The organism is Mesorhizobium sp. B2-6-1 (assembly GCF_006440475.1).
In the GTDB taxonomy this organism is placed as follows: domain Bacteria; phylum Pseudomonadota; class Alphaproteobacteria; order Rhizobiales; family Rhizobiaceae; genus Mesorhizobium.
Genome location: NZ_VFUH01000006.1, coordinates 146,090 through 163,574, shown reverse-complemented (window position 1 = coordinate 163,574; position 17,485 = coordinate 146,090). Strand labels below are relative to the sequence as shown.

At 62.6% G+C, this 17,485-nt stretch carries 13 protein-coding genes and 1 pseudogene; 11 read left to right on the top strand and 3 right to left on the bottom strand.

Annotated elements, in window-relative coordinates:
- Nucleotides 1-93: 93 nt before the first annotated feature.
- A complete protein-coding gene (locus FJ443_RS14975) occupies nucleotides 94-885 on the top strand; it encodes a GGDEF domain-containing protein (protein ID WP_140495351.1) in 792 nt (263 codons plus the stop codon).
- A gap of 221 nt (nucleotides 886-1,106) precedes the next feature.
- Here the strand turns inward: FJ443_RS14975 and FJ443_RS14970 are convergent, their stop codons facing one another.
- Nucleotides 1,107-2,939, bottom strand: a complete 1,833-nt coding sequence (locus tag FJ443_RS14970; RefSeq protein WP_140516706.1) for an ATP-binding protein — start codon at nucleotides 2,937-2,939, stop codon at nucleotides 1,107-1,109.
- A 153-nt stretch (nucleotides 2,940-3,092) separates the two neighbouring features.
- On the opposite strand from FJ443_RS14970, the gene FJ443_RS14965 reads away from it, so the two are divergent.
- From FJ443_RS14965 to FJ443_RS14955, 3 genes and pseudogenes are all read left to right on the top strand, one after another.
- Nucleotides 3,093-3,656 carry an XRE family transcriptional regulator gene (locus FJ443_RS14965; RefSeq protein WP_140579979.1) on the top strand — a complete coding sequence of 188 codons (564 nt, stop codon included), beginning with the start codon at nucleotides 3,093-3,095 and terminating at the stop codon, nucleotides 3,654-3,656.
- Between the two features lie 4 nt (nucleotides 3,657-3,660).
- Nucleotides 3,661-3,969, top strand: coding sequence for a hypothetical protein (locus FJ443_RS14960; protein ID WP_140516495.1), 309 nt, complete (start codon nucleotides 3,661-3,663; stop codon nucleotides 3,967-3,969).
- A 49-nt stretch (nucleotides 3,970-4,018) separates the two neighbouring features.
- Nucleotides 4,019-4,544: pseudogene (locus FJ443_RS14955) on the top strand (GNAT family N-acetyltransferase).
- Between the two features lie 3 nt (nucleotides 4,545-4,547).
- On the opposite strand, the gene FJ443_RS14950 reads toward FJ443_RS14955, so the two are convergent.
- Nucleotides 4,548-5,435, bottom strand: a complete 888-nt coding sequence (locus tag FJ443_RS14950) for a LysR family transcriptional regulator (RefSeq protein ID WP_140664663.1) — start codon at nucleotides 5,433-5,435, stop codon at nucleotides 4,548-4,550.
- Nucleotides 5,436-5,553: 118 nt separating this feature from the next.
- On the opposite strand from FJ443_RS14950, the gene FJ443_RS14945 reads away from it, so the two are divergent.
- Nucleotides 5,554-6,705, top strand: coding sequence for a gamma-butyrobetaine dioxygenase (locus FJ443_RS14945; RefSeq protein WP_140664660.1), 1,152 nt, complete (start codon nucleotides 5,554-5,556; stop codon nucleotides 6,703-6,705).
- Nucleotides 6,702-7,292 (top strand): HD domain-containing protein, encoded by a 591-nt coding sequence (locus FJ443_RS14940; RefSeq protein ID WP_140495362.1) that lies wholly within the window; start codon nucleotides 6,702-6,704, stop codon nucleotides 7,290-7,292. The genes FJ443_RS14945 and FJ443_RS14940 overlap by 4 nt, the downstream gene beginning before the upstream one ends.
- 73 nt (nucleotides 7,293-7,365) lie before the next feature.
- Here the strand turns inward: FJ443_RS14940 and FJ443_RS14935 are convergent, their stop codons facing one another.
- Nucleotides 7,366-9,168 (bottom strand): NAD(P)/FAD-dependent oxidoreductase, encoded by a 1,803-nt coding sequence (locus FJ443_RS14935; protein WP_140664657.1) that lies wholly within the window; start codon nucleotides 9,166-9,168, stop codon nucleotides 7,366-7,368.
- A gap of 445 nt (nucleotides 9,169-9,613) precedes the next feature.
- On the opposite strand from FJ443_RS14935, the gene FJ443_RS14930 reads away from it, so the two are divergent.
- The 5 genes from FJ443_RS14930 (at nucleotide 9,614) to FJ443_RS14910 (ending at nucleotide 17,417) form a co-directional block, all read left to right on the top strand.
- Complete coding sequence (locus FJ443_RS14930) at nucleotides 9,614-11,395, top strand: acetolactate synthase 3 large subunit (protein ID WP_140664654.1); 1,782 nt, start codon at nucleotides 9,614-9,616, stop codon at nucleotides 11,393-11,395.
- Nucleotides 11,396-11,477: 82 nt separating this feature from the next.
- Complete coding sequence (gene ilvN, locus FJ443_RS14925; RefSeq protein ID WP_023676680.1) at nucleotides 11,478-12,050, top strand: acetolactate synthase small subunit; 573 nt, start codon at nucleotides 11,478-11,480, stop codon at nucleotides 12,048-12,050.
- A 109-nt stretch (nucleotides 12,051-12,159) separates the two neighbouring features.
- Entirely contained in the window at nucleotides 12,160-12,756 is a 597-nt protein-coding gene (locus tag FJ443_RS14920; protein WP_140516483.1) for a LysE family translocator, read from the top strand.
- A 216-nt stretch (nucleotides 12,757-12,972) separates the two neighbouring features.
- Nucleotides 12,973-14,259 (top strand): efflux RND transporter periplasmic adaptor subunit, encoded by a 1,287-nt coding sequence (locus FJ443_RS14915; protein WP_140648748.1) that lies wholly within the window; start codon nucleotides 12,973-12,975, stop codon nucleotides 14,257-14,259.
- Nucleotides 14,256-17,417: an efflux RND transporter permease subunit gene (locus FJ443_RS14910; protein ID WP_140664652.1), complete on the top strand. Its 3,162-nt coding sequence runs from the start codon at nucleotides 14,256-14,258 to the stop codon at nucleotides 17,415-17,417. Before FJ443_RS14915 ends, FJ443_RS14910 begins: the two co-directional genes overlap by 4 nt.
- Nucleotides 17,418-17,485 lie beyond the last annotated feature (68 nt).

Below are 17,485 nucleotides of genomic sequence, written 5' to 3'. Positions count from 1 at the left end.
CACGGAAAGGTTCTCGTTGTGGTTGTCCAAATTAACCCTCCGTAAGGCCCGCCATGCCATAAGGTCGATGGGCATTTTTCCATCGGGGAGCAGATGCGTTTCCACAAGGCGGAATCGGCGTTTTTCGTCTTTATCTTCGTGATCCTGGCCGCCGGCCTGGTGACGCTGCATGCCTATGGACTGCTACAATCCTTTGCCACCGAACTGCACACGGCCTCCGGCCTGGACAAGGTCATCTACCTCAACAAGCTGCTTTTCGCGACGGGCGTGCTGCTCGCGACCGCGCTGTTCTTCGGCATCTTCTTCATCTACCCGCTGATCCGCAGGCAGGCGACGGAGGAAGGCAAGCTGCGGGCCATGACCGTGTCACTGAGCGCCCGCTCCGAGACGTTCGAACATGCGGCGCTGACAGATAGCCTGACCGGCATGCAGAACCGGCGCTATTTCGACGACGCGCTGAAGGAATATCTCGAGGAGTTCAAGCGCATCGAGAAACCCGTCGGGCTGATGATCCTCGACCTTGATCATTTCAAGCAGGTCAACGATACACATGGCCACGACGTTGGCGACGAGGTACTCAAGGCCGTCGCCAGCTGTCTCAAGGACATGACGCGCTACCATGACGTGGTGGCGCGATTGGGTGGCGAGGAATTCGCCGTGGTCACGCCCAACATGGAGGCGGAATTGTTGTCGAAATTCGCCGAGCGTATCCGCAAGGCGATCGCCAACATGTCGGTTCTTTCGGGCAATGTCCGGCTCAAGATCACCACCAGCGTCGGCCTTGCCGTCTGGGACCGCAAGGAGACGGCGGAAGAATTCTATCGCCGCGCCGACCGCCAGCTCTACGAGGCCAAGAGGCAAGGCCGCAACCGCGTCTGCGCCTGAAATCCCGAAGAAGAATTCACGAGGCCGGTTGCCTGACGCGGCTTTTTCGACTTCCGGTGCTCACGGACTGAATGTCCGCTCCGCTCCGGCTTCTCGAAACCACGCCATTCAATCCGGCCTGATGAATTCCCTTTCGGGATTTGACCAAGCTGGTTCGATGATGTGAAGCCTTTGGAAGCTTGTGTGCGGCTTCCCGGCCGGTCGTCAGAGAGCTTGCAGGCTCAATCGTTCTGGGGGCGCATGCCGAAGGTGGCGGGCTTTAGGCCGTAGCGCATGTCGAAATCATCGTCCGATTGCACGCGTGCGGCCGGCGGCTTGCGGTAGTCGGGATCGCCGGCCTGGCGGCCAGAATCGACCACTTCGGCAAAGGCCATCGCCTGCTGTTGCGGCTTTGGAACGTTGCGAAGCCGTTCCACGATCGTCACCAAATCGACATCGTCTCCGGTTTTCGACGACATGGCTTGTTCGCGCTTTGCCGTGCCGGGGATCAGTTCAGCCGGCAGTCTCTCGAACTTCAGCCGCATCGTCGTCGCCACGCCTTCGCCGAAGGCGATCGCTTCGCGCTGGCCCATGGACGACAGGAAAGCAAGCGTGGAGGCGGACGAGTCGGCGATGGCCGAGCGGATGATCGCCTGGTCCTGCTCATTGGCGAGCCGCATGGCGAAAAAGGTCGAGCACTGCGACAGGATGGTCGGGTCGAGTTCGCCCGGGCGCTGGGTGACGACGCCGAGATAGCAGCCATATTTGCGGCCTTCCTTGGCAATGCGCGACAGCGCGTGCCTTGTCGGCGCGAAGCCGAGGCGCGCATCGGCCGGCATGTAGCGATGCGCTTCTTCGCACAGCAATAGGAGCTGCAGCTTGCCCTCGCTCCACAGCGCAAGGTCGAACGCCAGGCGCGCCAGCACCGAACAGACGGAATTGACCACTTCGGACGGCATGCCGGCCATTTCGAAACAGGTCACCGGGCGGCCGTTATGCGGCACGCGGAAGATGTTGCCGATCGTCTCGTGGATGGTGTCCTCGATCAGGCGCGAGTTGAACATGAAACGGTAGCGCGGATCGGCTGCCGCCGATTCGATGCGCGTCTTCAGCGATTTGAGCGTCGGGCGCTCGTTCTTGCTTTCAAGCATGCCCATGCGCTCGTCAATCTGCTTGAGCAGATCGGCAATGCGGTAGGGCACTGGCGTATCGGCGGTCAGCGCATCGCTGCCGCGCCTGAGATAGGCACCGGAATTGGGGTTGCGATAGAGGTTTTTGGCGAGCGGAATGAGGTCGCGCAGCGCATCGATCTCGTCGGGCACGGTCTCGCGGCCGCGAAATAGAACCTCGGCGAATTCCTCGAGCCGGAACATCCAGAACGGAAGGTCGAGCGTCTTGGAATCGACCTTGACGCAATATTCGGGCAGCGACGCGGCGAATTCATTGTGCGGATCGAGGATCAGGATGCGCAGATCCGGCCGCGCCGCGATCGATTTGCGCAGCAGCAGCGAGACGGCGGTGGACTTGCCGACACCGGTGGTGCCGACAATGGCAAAGTGGCGCGCCAGCGTGTCGTCGATGGCGATGTTGGCGGCGATCGCCTCGTCCTGCGACAGCGAGCCGATGGTGATCGAATGACGCCCGGCCAGATCGTAGACGGCCTGCAGGTCACGGCTGCGGATGCGGTGCGCGATGGCGCCGATATGGGGATAGGTGGTGATGCCGCGGTCGAAGATCGGCTTGGAGCCGGGCTCGGCGCCGTCGCGCACTTCGCCGATCAGCTCGATGCTGACCTCGATGGCGTTCTGGCCCTCGCTGTTCCAGGCGCGATCCGACTTGCCGATCGCATAGACCAGGCCGACGGTGCGCGTGCTGCCGAGATTGACCGAGATCATCTTGCCGACCGTCCACAGGCCGGTCACCGCGCCGTCGACGTCGTCCGCAAAGGCGCTGATGGTGGCGCGCGCACCGTCGCATTGCACGACATTGCCCAGGATGCGCCTGTCGTTCTGTTCGGCGTTGCGGCGCTCCTGCGATGTCGGTTCTCCGACCGAGGCTTCGCGTTCGACATACATGGACAGGCCAATCCCCATTTTCCCTCACGTCGAGCCTACAGGAACTGGGTTAAGGTCGAGTGTGGCCGGATGGTGTAGGGAGGATTAAGAAGCTGGTGAAAATTGTCGCGACAAGGCTCTTTCCAGCTGTCGGATTTTCGCTATAATAAACGAATGAATGATATAGCGAACGATATCTCCTCCACAATCGGCAGACGGATACACGCCGAGAGGACGATACGGGAATGGTCCCTGGCCGAACTCGCCGAGCGCTCCGGCGTCTCCAAAGCCATGCTGAGCACGATCGAGCGCGGCATGACCAGCCCGACGGCAGCGCTCCTGGTGCGGATCGCCGCCGCCTTCGGCATGACGCTGTCGACCCTTATCGCACGCGCAGAATTGCAGGGTGGGGGCTTGCTGCGGGCGAGCGACCAGCCCGTTTGGCGGGATCCCGACACCGGCTATGTCAGGCGGCATCTTTCGCCGGCCGGCGACATGCCGCTCGAACTGATCAGGGTTCATCTGCCGGCGGGCGCCAAGGTCAGCCTGCCCGCGGCATCCTACGCCTTCATCAAACAGCAGATATGGCTGATCTCCGGACGACTCGAATTCATCGAAGGCGATCTGGTGCACAGGCTCGAGCCCGGCGACTGTCTGGCGCTCGGCGCGCCGTCGGACTGCACCTTCCATGCGCTCGAGGCGGGCGCCGACTATCTCGTCGCGCTGGTCAGGGCCTGACATCATGCCGAGACGTCCAAAGCGCTCCCACAATGGGGGACCGCCGCTCGACGACTACAAGGGGCCGCCATGGGGCAAGGGCGATCCTTATATTTTCCTGGCCTGGCAGGCCGCGCATGCCAAGGCGTGGAAAGCACCGAGCCGCGACGTCATGCTGATGCGCGTGGACAAGGCGGAACGGCTGGGACTTACCTATGAGGAATACACGCTCGAACTCCTCGAACGCGGACGCCACCTTCAGGAAGAGGACACCGAACGCATCGCCGCGATCAAGGCGGCGCGCAAGGGAAAGCGATTCAGCGCTTTCGATTGACGCCAGTTCGACCGCATCGATCCTTCCATCACAGCCAGGCAGAACGAGCATGCATTCCATCGAGATCAGAACATTGACGCAGGACGCGCGAACACAGGCGTTGCTTGGCGATCTTCTGGTCGAAACCGTTGCCGCGGGCGGGTCGGTGAGCTTCATGCATCCGCTGGCGCCGGAAACCGCCCGCAGGTTCTGGGACACGTCGCTGACGGCGGCCACAAGAGGTAAGCGGGTGGTGCTTGGCGCGTGGGAGGCGGACACGCTGGTCGGCACGGTCACGCTGCTGCTCGACTGTCCGCCCAACCAGCCGCACCGTGCCGAGATCGCCAAGCTGATGACGCGCCTCGATCGTCGAGGCAAAGGCGTGGCGACCCGCCTGATGCTAGCAGCCGAGGCCCTTGCGGTGCGGTGGAGAGGGGCCGCACGCTTCTGGTTCTGGATACGGCGACCGAAGAGGGGGCGTCCGGGCTCTATGAGAGGCTGGGCTTCACGCTGACCGGGGAAATACCGGACTATGCATTGAAGCCCCATGGCGGCTGACCGGCACGCTCATCTACTGGAAGCGCATCGGCCGGTGAACGTCATGTCGGAGATGGCTCGCCGAGGCGCGACAGCAGCCATTGGCGGAAATCCTGCTCGGCACCGGTCAGTCGCGCGATCGGTGCCTTGGTCAGAAAATGCCCCGATGTGCTCGGGAGCTCGAAATCGGAAAGCCTGGCCAGGGCCTTGCTTTCGAGTGCCTCGTCAATCAGCGGCCGCGAGCCCAGAAGCACGCCCGCGCCAGCTCGCGCAGCCTCCATCGCAGCCACGAAGCTGTCGAAGCGATGCGAGCGCCTGGGGTGACCGGCCAATCCCGCCGCGGCGAACCATTCCGCCCACATCTCGCGCGCACCAGCGACCAGGAGCAGCGGCAGGGATATCCAGTCGGCGGCACCGGCCAAGGCCGGGGCGGCCACCGGCACAAGCCGCTCGGCGGTCAGCCTGTCGGCTATGCGTCCGGGAAAGGATCCGTTGCCGAAACGGATGTCCAGCGCTGAACCCGGCAGGTCATAGTCGGTCGGGCGATGGATCGTCACCAGGTGGAGGTGGATGCGCGGCAGCGCCTTGGCAAGGTCGGGCAGCTTCGGAACGAGCACCAGCAAAGAGAAGGAGATCGGCGCCCGCAAGGTAACGGTCTCGACGGCGCGGGGCTCGAACAGTTCCGCCGTGCTGCTGCCGATGGTGGCGAAGGCTGATTGGATGTGGGGCAAGTAGGCGGCACCCTCCGGCAACAGTGCGACGCCCCGCGCCAGCCGTGAGAACAGACGCGTCTTCAGCCGCTCCTCAAGCAACCGGATATGCTGACTGACGGCCGCCTGGGTCAGGCCGAGCTCGGCGGCCGCCGCCGTAAAATTCGAAAGCCGCGCCGCTGCCTCGAAGCTGCGCAGCCAGTCGAGTGGGGGCAAGGTGGGGATGGTTCTCGCAGGCATTATGGTTTTGCAGCCATTGACCGAAAAATGATAATTTCAATTATACCTTTCGCTCGGTCAACATGCAATCGAGGCCCCGCTGAGCGGACTGCGGGGCGCAACGGACAGGAACATCTCCATGTTGACCGATGCGCTGATAGGCGACGCAGGAAGAATGATCGAGCTGGGCTGGAAGGACGGGACACGCTGCCGATTCCACGCCATGTGGCTTCGCGACAACGCACTCGACGACAAGACGCGCAGCGCCGGCAACGGTCAGCGACTGATCACCATCCTCGATATTCCAGCCGAGACGCGGATCGGTGCTGCTTCGATCAAGGGCGATGCCGTGGAGATCAGCTTCGTGCCCGAGAAGAAGACGGTCAGCTTTCCCGAGGCGTGGCTTCGAGCCAATGCCTATGATCGCGCCGAGGCCCGTCAGTCCGGATGGACCGCCGACGCGGTGCAGCGCTGGACAAGGGCGACGATGCAGAATTCGGTGCCGCGCGCCGGTTATCCGAAGGCAAGCCGCAGCCGCAGTGTGCTGCGGGAATGGCTCTTGGCGGTGAGGGCCTACGGTTTTGCAGTGATGGACGGACTGCCGGCCGAATCCGGCGCTCTGTGCAAGGTCTCCGACCTGTTCGGCTACATTAGGGAGACCAATTACGGGCGCTGGTTCGAAGTGCGCGCCGAGGTCAATCCGAACAATCTGGCCTACACCAATCTCGGCCTCCAGGCGCACACCGACAATCCTTATCGCGACCCGGTGCCGACGCTGCAGATCCTGTCCTGTATCGAGAACACGGTGGAGGGTGGTGAGTCCAGCGTGGTCGACGGGTTCGCCGTGGCGGCCGCCTTGCAGGCCGAGAATCCCGAAGGCTTCCGACTCCTGAGTTCGCATCCTGCCCGTTTCGAATATGCCGGATCGTCCGGCGTGCGGCTGCAGGCGAAGCGGCCTATGATCGAACTCGGGCCGGACGGCGAACTGATCTGCATCCGCTTCAACAACCGCTCGCTGGCGCCGACCATCGACGTGCCTTTCGCCGAGATGGATGCCTACTACGCCGCCTATCGCCGCTTTGCGGAGTTGATCGAGGATCCGGCTTTCGAAGTAACGTTCAAGCTTGAGCCGGGGCAGGCCTTCATCGTCGACAACACCCGCGTCATGCATGCGCGCAAGGCGTTTTCGGGAACCGGCAAACGCTGGCTGCAGGGCTGTTATGCCGACAAGGACGGCCTGCTGTCGACGTTGGCGGCGATCGAGCACGGTTTCAAGGAGGCGGCGGAATGAACGCACATGATCTGAACGCCGGCAACATCGTCGAATTCATCGCCGATATCTTCGAGCGCCGGGGAGCCGAATCCTATCTCGGCGAGCCGGTGACGATGTCCGAGCATATGCTGCAGGGCGCCTGGCTCGCAGAGCAGGATGGTGCGCCGGAAGAACTGGTGGCAGCAGCCCTGCTGCACGATATCGGCCACTACACCAGCGAGTTCGGTACCTATTCGCCCGATGACGTCGAGGACAAGCACCATGACGAGGCCGGCGGCGAGGTGCTGGCGCCGTTCTTCCCGCCGGTCATCGTCGAATGCGTCAGGCTGCATGTCTCGGCCAAGCGCTATCTCTGCGCCACCGACCCGACCTATTTCGACAAGCTGTCGCCGGCTTCGGTTCATACGCTGTCGTTGCAGGGCGGGCCGATGAGCCCGGACGAGGTGGCCGGGTTCCGCAAGAACCCGTTTCACGAAGAGGCGGTGCGCGTCCGCATCTGGGACGAGGGCGGCAAGGTCGCCGACATGAGGACGCGCACGTTTCGCGACTATGTGCCGTTGCTAGAACGCGTGGTGGCGCGGTTCGCGGCCGACCAGGCGGCGTAGCCGATCGCACCGATCAGGAAAGGGAGGCGCGGTCCAAAACCGCGCCTCCCTCGGTTTTTCGCCACGATCTGGCTTATCCCTTGTGGTGAACCTGCTGCAGCCCATAGACGGGCGTCGCAATGCCTTCCTGCCTGGCCTTCAACTGCAGCGACAGGAACTGCGAATAATGGCGCGACTGGTGCAGGTTACCGCCATGGAACCAGAGCGCCTCCTGCTGCGTCGGCTTCCACATGTTGCGCTGCTCACCTTCCCATGGGCCGGGATCCTTGGTGGTGTTCGAGCCGAGTCCCCAGCATTTGCCGACCTTGTCTGCAACCTCCTTTGAGATCAGCTCCGCCGCCCAGCCATTCATCGAGCCGTATCCGGTGGCATAGACGATGACGTCCGCCGGCAGTTCGGTGCCATCGCTGAGCAGGACGGAATGTTCTTTGATCTCGGCCACATCGACGCCGCTCTTGAGTTTGATGGCGCCATCGATGATCAGCTGCGAAGCGCCGATATCGATGTAGTAGCCGGAGCCACGCCTGAGATATTTCATGAACAGGCCGGAGCCGTCGTCGCCCCAGTCGAGCATGAAGCCGGCCTTTTCCAGGCCCTTGTAGAACGCCGCGTCGCGCTCCTTCATCTTCTCATAAAGCGGAATCTGGAACTCGTGCAGGATCTTGTAGGGCAGGGAGGCGAAGATGAGGTCGGCCTTGGCGGTGGTCATACCGTTCTGCACCGCCTGCTCCGAGTAGAGCGCGCCAAGCCCGATATCCATCAGCGTGTCGGATCTGACGATGTGGGTGGTCGATCGCTGCACCATGGTGACGTCGACGCCGGCTTCCCACAGCGCCGCGCAAATGTCGTGCGCGGAATTGTTGGAGCCGATGACGACAACCTTCTTGCCGGCATATTGGTCAGGGCCGGGGTGCTTGGAGGAGTGGTGCTGATCGCCCTTGAAATTCTCCATGCCCTTGAACTTCGGCAGATTGGGACGGCCGGACATGCCGGTGGCCAGCACCAGCTGCTTCGGCTTCAGCGTGATGTCCTTGCCGTCGCGGTGGACGACAACCGTCCATTCCTTCTTCTCCTCGTCGTAGGAAGCGCTCTTGGCCTCGGTTGAGGACCAGTAATTCAGCTCCATCACCTTGGTGTACATTTCCAGCCAGTCGCCGATCTTGTCCTTGGGCGAGAAAACCGGCCAGTTCCGGGGAAAATCGATGTAGGGCAAATGGTCATACCAGACCGGATCGTGCAGGCAGAGCGACTTGTAGCGCTTGCGCCAGCTGTCGCCGGCACGTTCATTCTTCTCGATGATGATCGTCGGCACGCCGAGCTGCCGGAGCCGTGCGCCAAGCGCGATGCCGCCCTGGCCGCCGCCGATGATGACCGTATAGGGCTGCGTCTTGAAGCCAAGCTCGGCCGCTTCCTTCTCGCGCTCTTCCTTCCAGGTCGGGCGGTTCCTGCCGGAGCCGTGCTTGGCGCCCATGGGCCGGGCGAAGCCGGCCGGCTCTTCATAGCCTTTCAGCTCGACCATTGTGGTCAGCAGCGTCCAGATCTTGCCGTCCTTCAACCTGATATGGCCGAAGCCGCGCGCCACATTCGTCTCGAAGCTGATCCAGCCGTCGATCACCCCGTTCGCCTCGGTCGCGTCCTCGCCCCTGGCGATGGCGAAATGTGATGGCTTCGTCTTCGATAGCTGGCTTTCCAGCATGTCACGCACCTGATCGCGGCCTTCCATGGTCTTGATATTCCAGGTGAAGGTGACGAGGTCGCGCCAATAACAATCTTCCTGGAAGCATTCGACCGCCTTGTCGACGTCGCCGGCGGCAAGGGCCGCGCCAAATCGTTCGAGAAGGTCGGAAAGCTTCCTGTTCGGGGCCTTGTCGAGCATCAGTTTCCTCCGCGTTTTTGTTGATCGGCCTCGTTGCGAGCTGCCTTTGCCGAGCTTGGGGTCCGGCCTCGGGCAGTATCGCGGCAAACCATGGGCCGCGTCACGTCGCCAAATAGTTCGGCTTGTTTTCAAGGGTTTGACCAGCGACCCGACGTCGAGCCGGGTCTAAATGACGGCGTGCGCGTGCTTCGTGCCATGCACCGGGCAAGCCGGCATGAAAGCGGAATCGACCCCATTGACGAACGGCTGCTTTCACCCTTATGGTTCGCCACCATGAAAAAGGCACTCATTCTCGTAGGAAGGCGCGTGGGCAAGGCGGTGTAACCGCCGGGCGAAAACCTCCCATGCGCAACACACAGGCTCCCTCGGGGGCCTTTTTTATTGCCTGAAACACGACTAAACGACCAGCAAATCGCCAGATGGCGGACAGTACGGGACCAAACCGATGAGCAACGGACAGAGCGAGCGGCGCGAAATGACTGGCGCCGAAATGGTGGTGCAGGCGCTGAAGGATAATGGCGTCAAGCATGTCTTCGGTTATCCGGGCGGCGCGGTTCTCCCGATCTATGACGAGATCTTCCAGCAGGACGACGTCGAGCACATCCTGGTGAGGCACGAGCAGGGCGCCGGCCACGCGGCCGAGGGCTATGCGCGCTCGACCGGCAAGGCAGGCGTCATGCTGGTGACATCGGGTCCGGGCGCGACCAACGCGGTGACGCCTTTGCAGGACGCGCTGATGGATTCGATCCCGCTGGTGTGCCTGACCGGGCAGGTGCCGACCTCGCTGATCGGTTCGGACGCTTTCCAGGAGTGCGACACGGTCGGCATCACGCGCCCCTGCACCAAGCACAATTGGCTGGTGAAGGACGTCAACGAGCTTGCCGCAACCATTCATGAGGCCTTCCATGTCGCCACCACCGGCCGTCCCGGTCCTGTCGTGGTCGACATCCCGAAGGACGTGCAGTTCGCCAAGGGTTTTTATGTTTCTCCGCAAACCGCGCCGCGCACCAGCTATCAGCCGAAGGTGCAGGGCGACCTGGAGAAGGTCAAGGCGGCGGTCGAACTGCTGGCCGGTGCCAGGAAGCCGATCATCTACAGCGGCGGCGGCGTCATCAACTCCGGTCCGGAAGCGAGCCATCTGCTGCGCGAACTGGTCGACCTCACCGGTTTCCCGATCACCTCGACGTTGATGGGGCTCGGCGCCTATCCGGCATCGGGCAAGAACTGGCTCGGCATGCTCGGCATGCACGGCACCTACGAAGCCAACATGGCCATGCATGATTGCGACGTGATGATCTGCATCGGTGCGCGCTTCGACGACCGCATCACCGGCCGGCTCAACGCGTTCTCGCCGAACTCGAAGAAGATCCATATCGACATCGATCCGTCCTCGATCAACAAAAACGTCCACACCGACGTGCCCATTATCGGCGATGTCGGCCGGGTTCTGGAGGATCTCGTGCGGCTGTGGCGGGCAACCGCCAAGGCCGACAAGAAGGCGCTCTATCCCTGGTGGGAGCAGATCGCCAAATGGCGTGCGCGCGATTCGCTCGCCTACAAGATGAACAACGACGTGATCATGCCGCAATATGCCATCCAGCGGCTCTATGCCCTGACCAAGGACATGGACACCTACATCACGACGGAGGTCGGCCAGCACCAGATGTGGGCGGCGCAGCACTACCATTTCGAGAAGCCGAACCGCTGGATGACGTCCGGGGGGCTCGGCACGATGGGTTACGGCCTGCCGGCGGCACTCGGCGTGCAGATCGCGCATCCGAACGCGCTGGTCGTCGATATCGCCGGCGACGCTTCGGTGCAGATGACGATGCAAGAGATGAGTGCCGCGGTGCAGTTCGACGCGCCGATCAAAATCTTCATTCTCAACAACCAGTATATGGGCATGGTGCGGCAGTGGCAGCAGCTGCTGCACGGCAACCGGCTGTCGCATTCCTACACCGAAGCCATGCCTGATTTCGTCAAGCTGGCCGAAGCCTATGGCGGCCACGGTATTCGCTGCGACAAGCCGGACGAGCTGGACGATGCCATCAAGGAGATGATCTCGGTCAGGAAGCCGGTGCTGTTCGACTGCCGCGTGGCGACGCTCGCCAACTGCTTCCCGATGATCCCGTCGGGCAAGGCGCACAATGAGATGCTCTTGCCGGACGAGGCGACGGACGAAGCGGTGGCCAACGCCATCGACGCCAAGGGCAGGGAACTGGTTTAGCAGCGGACAGAGGCAGGGCTGTCGCGAGAAGCCGTGCGTAAACAGAGATTAGATCCAAGAGTTTGAAGTCGAGATTCACATCATGAACGCACAGCTACAACCGACCGGCTCCGCCTATTTCATCGCCAAGGAAACGGAAAAGCCCGAGAACCACACGCTTTCAGTGCTGGTCGACAACGAGCCGGGCGTGCTTGCCCGGGTCATCGGCCTGTTTTCCGGGCGCGGCTACAACATCGAGAGCCTGACAGTCTCGGAAACCGAGCATGAGAAACATCTGTCGCGCATCACCATCGTGACGCGCGGCACGCCGCATGTGCTGGAGCAGATCAAGCACCAGCTCGAGCGCATCGTGCCGGTCCACCGCGTCGTCGACCTCACCGTGCGCTCGCAGGAGTTCGGCCAGGAGCGGCCGCTGGAGCGGGAACTGGCGCTGGTCAAGGTCGCCGGCACCGGCGAAGCCCGCGTCGAGGCGCTGCGGCTGGCTGACGCCTTCCGCGCCAGCGTCATCGACGCCAACACCGAGCATTTCATCTTCGAGATCACCGGCAAGGGCTCCAAGCTCGACCAGTTCATCGCCATCATGAAGCCGCTCGGCCTGGTAGAGATCTGCCGCACCGGCGTGGCGGCGATGAACCGTGGCCCGCAGGGGATGTAGCACCGGTAAGTTTCTCCACAGCGTGACGACGGGATCGGCCACCGGCCGAGGGTGGCATTTGTGCGGTCGTTGGAAGAGACAATAATACTGGCTTATCTGGGAGGATATCATGTCGCTCGACGCATTCCTCGCCTTGCTTGTCTACGCCTTCGTGACCTCGATCACGCCCGGGCCTAACAATCTGATGCTGCTCGCCTCAGGTGTGAATTTCGGCCTGGTGAGGAGCGTGCCGCATATGTTCGGCATCAGCATCGGGTTTCTTGTCTTGCTGCTGGCGGTCGGCCTTGGTCTTGGCGCCGTGCTGACGGCGTTCCCGGCGCTGCACACCGCGCTCAAGATCGCCGGCGCCGCCTATCTGCTCTACCTTGCCTGGAAAATCGCCATGTCACGCTCGCTCAGCGGCAAAGGCGAGACGAAGGCGCGGCCGATGCGTTTCATCGAGGCGGCGGCGTTCCAGTGGGTCAATGCCAAGGCCTGGGTGATGGCGATCACCGCCATGGCCGTCTACTCCAATCCGGAGCATCCGTTCCTGTCGGTGGCGCTGATCTCGGTGGCCTTCACCATCGTCAACCTGCCGAGCGTTTCAGTGTGGGCGGGATTCGGCACGGCGCTGCGCGGTTTCCTGTCCGATCCAGTGCGGCTGAAATGGTTCAACATCGCCATGGGCGTGTTGCTGGCCGCGACGCTTTGGCCGATGCTGCGGTGAGTTGTCCAGGTTCGCGATCCGCCTTTTGCACGCGATCATGGTGGCCAGCCCATCCATTGTGCAGTGCACATTAAATCTTCGTAATGCCGTGTTTTGGCCCTTTTCCGCCAAAGCCCTGTCCTATTCTATTCAGCGAAATCGCGGCAGGGCGTCGTGATTTGAGCTAGAATACGACCACCTGGCTATGGCGTGTCGGACGGAGAGGGTCTTTTGTCGATGCGTGGAAAAGTCATTCTTTCATTGCTTGCGGTCGCCTGCGCAGGCGCGGCCTGGCTCTATCTGTCTCCCGATGCGCTGAGCAGGGCCCGGCAGATCATCGGTGTAAATCAGGTCGCGTCGGACAAGCCGGCGCCGGATAGCCAGGATCCGCAGGCAGGGGGGAAGCAGGCGGCTGGCGGCACTGGCGCCCGTTCGGCCTCGATCATCTCGGCCACGGCAACGACGGCCGATTTCCCGGTCCGGCGCTACGCCATCGGCTTCGTCTCCTCTCCCGCCGTGGTCAGCATCAACGCGCGCGTGTCCAGCCAGATCGTGTCGATCGACGTCAAGGACGGGCAGATGGTGAAAACCGGCGATCTCCTGTTTTCGCTGGATGACCGTGCCTTGAAGGCGCAGCTCGCCAAGGATCAGGCGACGCTCGCCAAGGATCAGGCGCTGCTTGCCAGTTCGAATTCCGATCTTCAGCGCGCCAAGGATCTTGTCGCCAAGCAGGCCGGTACGCAGCAGACCTACGACCAGGCCGTTGCCGCGCAGAAGGCGGCGGCAGCGACTGTCGATGCCGACAAGGCGACAATCGATGCAGACAATGTCCAGCTTGGCTTTGCCAGGATCACCGCGCCGATTTCCGGCAGGCTTGGCGCGGTCAACGTTGCCGTGGGCGATCTCGTGACCACGAGCAATGGCAGCAGCAGCACCTCGACCCCGCTCGTCACCATCACCCAGATGGATCCGCTGCAGGTGAACTTCAACCTGCCCGAAAGCAACCTTGCGCTGCTGCACAAGGCACTGGCAAAGCCACAGCAAGGGGCAGTGACCCTGACCCAGGACGGCGACCCGACACCCATTGGCAAGGGCACGCTCGATTTCGTCGATTCCAGCGTCGATACCGCTTCCGGCACCATCGCAACGCGAGCCAGCATACCCAACGCCGATCTGTCGCTGTGGCCGGGCCAATATGTGAATGTCGTGCTCGACGCCGGCATCATGCCGCAGATGACGTCCGTCCCCACGGTCGCGGTGCAGCCCAGCCAGAAGGGGCCGTTCGTCTATGTGGTCAAGCCTGACAACACAGTCGAAATGCGGCCGGTGCAAGTGGCGCTGACCGTGGGTCAGAGCGCCGCCATCAGCGATGGCCTGAAAAGCGGCGAGAAGGTTGTTATCGAAGGCCAGACGCGACTGAAGAACGGGGCTGCCGTGCACGAAGGCAACGCATCCGCCGGATCCGGCGACCAGGCAGCACCCAAGATCGCGCAAGCGGACAAGGCCGGCGAGGCGGCCCAATGATCTCCGAGTTCTGCATTCGCAGGCCTGTCGCCACCCTCCTGATGTCGTTCGCCCTCGTTCTGGGCGGGCTTTTCGCCTACAAGTTCCTCCCGGTGGCCGCGCTGCCCAGTGCCGAATTCCCTGTCGTCAACGTCTCGGCTCAGCTACCCGGAGCCTCGCCGGAAACGATGGCAACGTCGGTGGCGACGCCGCTGATCAAGCAATTCGCCACCATTGCCGGAATCGATTCGATCTCGACCACCAACTCGCTCGGCCAGACCTCGATCGCCATCCAGTTCGTGCTCAACCGCGACATCGATGCCGCGGCCGCGGACGTGCAGGCAGCGATCGCGCGCACGCAAAGATCGCTGCCGCCGCAGATGACCTCGCCGCCGAGCTATCGCAAGGTCAATCCGGCCGACGCGCCGATCCTTTTGATGTCGCTGGTCAGCGATACGGTTCCGCTGACCGATCTCGATGCTTTCGCCGAAAACGTCATCTCGCCGTCGCTGTCGACCATCGACGGCGTGGCGCAGGTCTCCATCTTCGGCCAGCAGAAATATGCAGTCCGCATCCAGATCGACCCGACCGCGCTTGCCGCGCGCGGCATTTCGATCGACCAGCTGCAGGCGGCGATCGCATCCGCCAACTCCAACACCCCGCTGGGCGTTCTGAAGAACAACAAACAGCAGTTGACGATCACGGCCAATACGCAGCTGACTGACGCCGCCGGATTCTCCAACCTCATCATCGCCACCAAGAACGGTCATCCGGTGCGGCTGGGCGAGGTGACGCGCGTCGTTGATTCGGTGCAGACCACGACGACTGCGAGCTGGTATGACGGCACGCGCGCGATCATCATGGCGGTGCAGCGCCAGCCCGACGCCAACACTGTCGACGTCGTCGACAAGGTCAAGGCGATGCTGCCGTCCTTCCAAGACCAGATGCCGGCCGCCGCCCAGATCAAGCTGCTCAACGATCGTTCGACCTCGATCCGCCTGGCCGTGGACGACGTGCAGTTCACGCTGCTGTTGACCATCGCACTGGTGGTCATGGTGATCTTCGTGTTCCTGCGCCGCGTTACGGCGACCATCATCCCGGCCGTGGCGGTGCCGATCTCGTTGATCGCCACGCTCGGCGCGATGTTCCTGTTCGGCTTTTCCATCGACAACATCTCACTGATGGGCCTGACGCTCGCGGTCGGCCTCGTCGTCGACGATGCCATCGTGATGCTGGAAAACATCTTCCGCCATATGGAGGAGGATGGGTTGTCGGCGTTCGATGCGTCGCTGAAGGGCGCGCGCGAAATCGGCTTCACCATCATCTCGATTTCGATCTCGCTCGTGGCCGTGTTCATCCCGGTGCTTCTGATGGGCGGCGTGATCGGGCGCATCTTCAACGAGTTCGCCGTCGTGGTGACGGTCGCCATCCTGGCGTCAATGTTCGTGTCGCTGACGCTGACGCCGATGCTGTGCTCGCGGCTGCTGTCGGTGACCAAGGCCGACCGGGAGGCGCATGGCGATGGCCACAAGCGCGATTTCATCACCCGCGGCTACGACCGGATCCTGAGCTTCTGCCTGCGGCACACTTTCCTGGTGTTCCTGGTCTTCATAGGCACCGCGGCGGCGTCGGTGTGGCTGATCGAGGTCTCGCCGAAGGGCTTTTTCCCGCAGGAGGATATCGGCCAGATATCGGTGACGACCATTGCGCGCCAGGACATCTCGTTCGACGCCATGGCAAAGCTGCAGGGGCAGGTGGCCAGCGTGTTCTCGCATTCGCCCTATGTCGACCATGTTGCGTGGTCGGCGGGCAGCGGCAACAATGCGCTCAACCAGGGGCAGCTTTTCGTCCAGCTCAAGGGCAAGGACCAGCGGCCCAATATCGAGAAGGTGCTTGCCGATCTGCGCAAGCAATTGGCCGGCGTCGCGGGCATCGAGACCTACATGCAGCCTGTGCAGAATCTGAGGCTGGGTTCGCGCTCGTCTGCCAGCGCCTACCAGCTCGTGGTTCAAGGCCTCGACACCGGCCAGACCGACGTCTGGGCGCAGAAACTGAATGATGCGATGGCGGCCGATCATGCGACTTTCACCGACGTTACCAGCGATTTGCAGAACAATGCGCTGCAGGCGACGCTGGTGGTGGATCGCGACAAGGCGGCCCAGCTCGGCATCGACACCGACACACTGCGCTCGGCGCTTTATGGCGGGTTCGGCACCGACCAGGTTTCGACGATCTTCGGCTCCGCCGACAGCTACGAAGTCATCACCGAGCTCGATCCCAAGATCGAGTGGTCGCCGGAGCGGATGCTGGCCATCCAGATGAGGACGGCGAGCGGCTCCCTGGTTCCGCTTGGCGCCTTCGCCCGGGTCGATCGCACGGCGGGCGCCTTGACGGTCAACCAGCTCGGCCAGCTTCCGGCCGTGACGATCTCCTATAATCTGCCGCAAGGCGTGGCGCTCGGCGACAGCGTGAGCCGCATCGACGCGCTCAAGGAGCAGATCGGCATGCCGGAGACGATCTCGACCAGCTTTGCCGGCACAGCCAAGACCTTCCAGGATTCGCTCGCCAACCAGGGCCTGCTGATCGGCGGCGCGATCCTGACCATCTATATCGTGCTTGGCATTCTCTATGAGAGCTTCATCCATCCGCTCACGATCCTCACAGGCTTGCCATCGGCTGTGCTGGGAGCGGTTGTCGCCTTGCGCTTCGCCGGCATGGACCTGTCCGTCATCGCGGTGATCGGCATCCTGATGCTGATCGGCATCGTCAAGAAGAACGGCATCATGATGGTCGACGTCGCGCTCGAATTGCGACGAGAAGGAATGTCGGCCACCGAGTCCATCCACAAGGCCTGCCTGATGCGGTTCCGGCCGATCATGATGACGACGCTGGCCGCCTTGATGGGCACGTTCCCGATCGCGCTCGGCACGGGCGCCAGCGCGGAGCTGCGCCAGCCGCTGGGCGTCGCCGTTGTCGGCGGTCTGCTCGCCTCGCAGGCGCTGACGCTGTTCGTCACACCGGTAATCTATGTCTACATGGAAAATTTCTCGGGCTGGCTGGTCGGGCTGATGCCGAAGCGCAAGCCCGAATTGCATCTGGTCGAAGCGGGGGATCAGCCTTCGCTGTTCGACGATGATGACGAAATCCGAGGCGAGCCGCAAAAGACGGCCGCGGAGTAGTGTATCCGCGTCGCGCCCACTGGCCCAAGTCGTCATGCTTGCGGCCGGCGGATCGCAGCCGTAGTTTG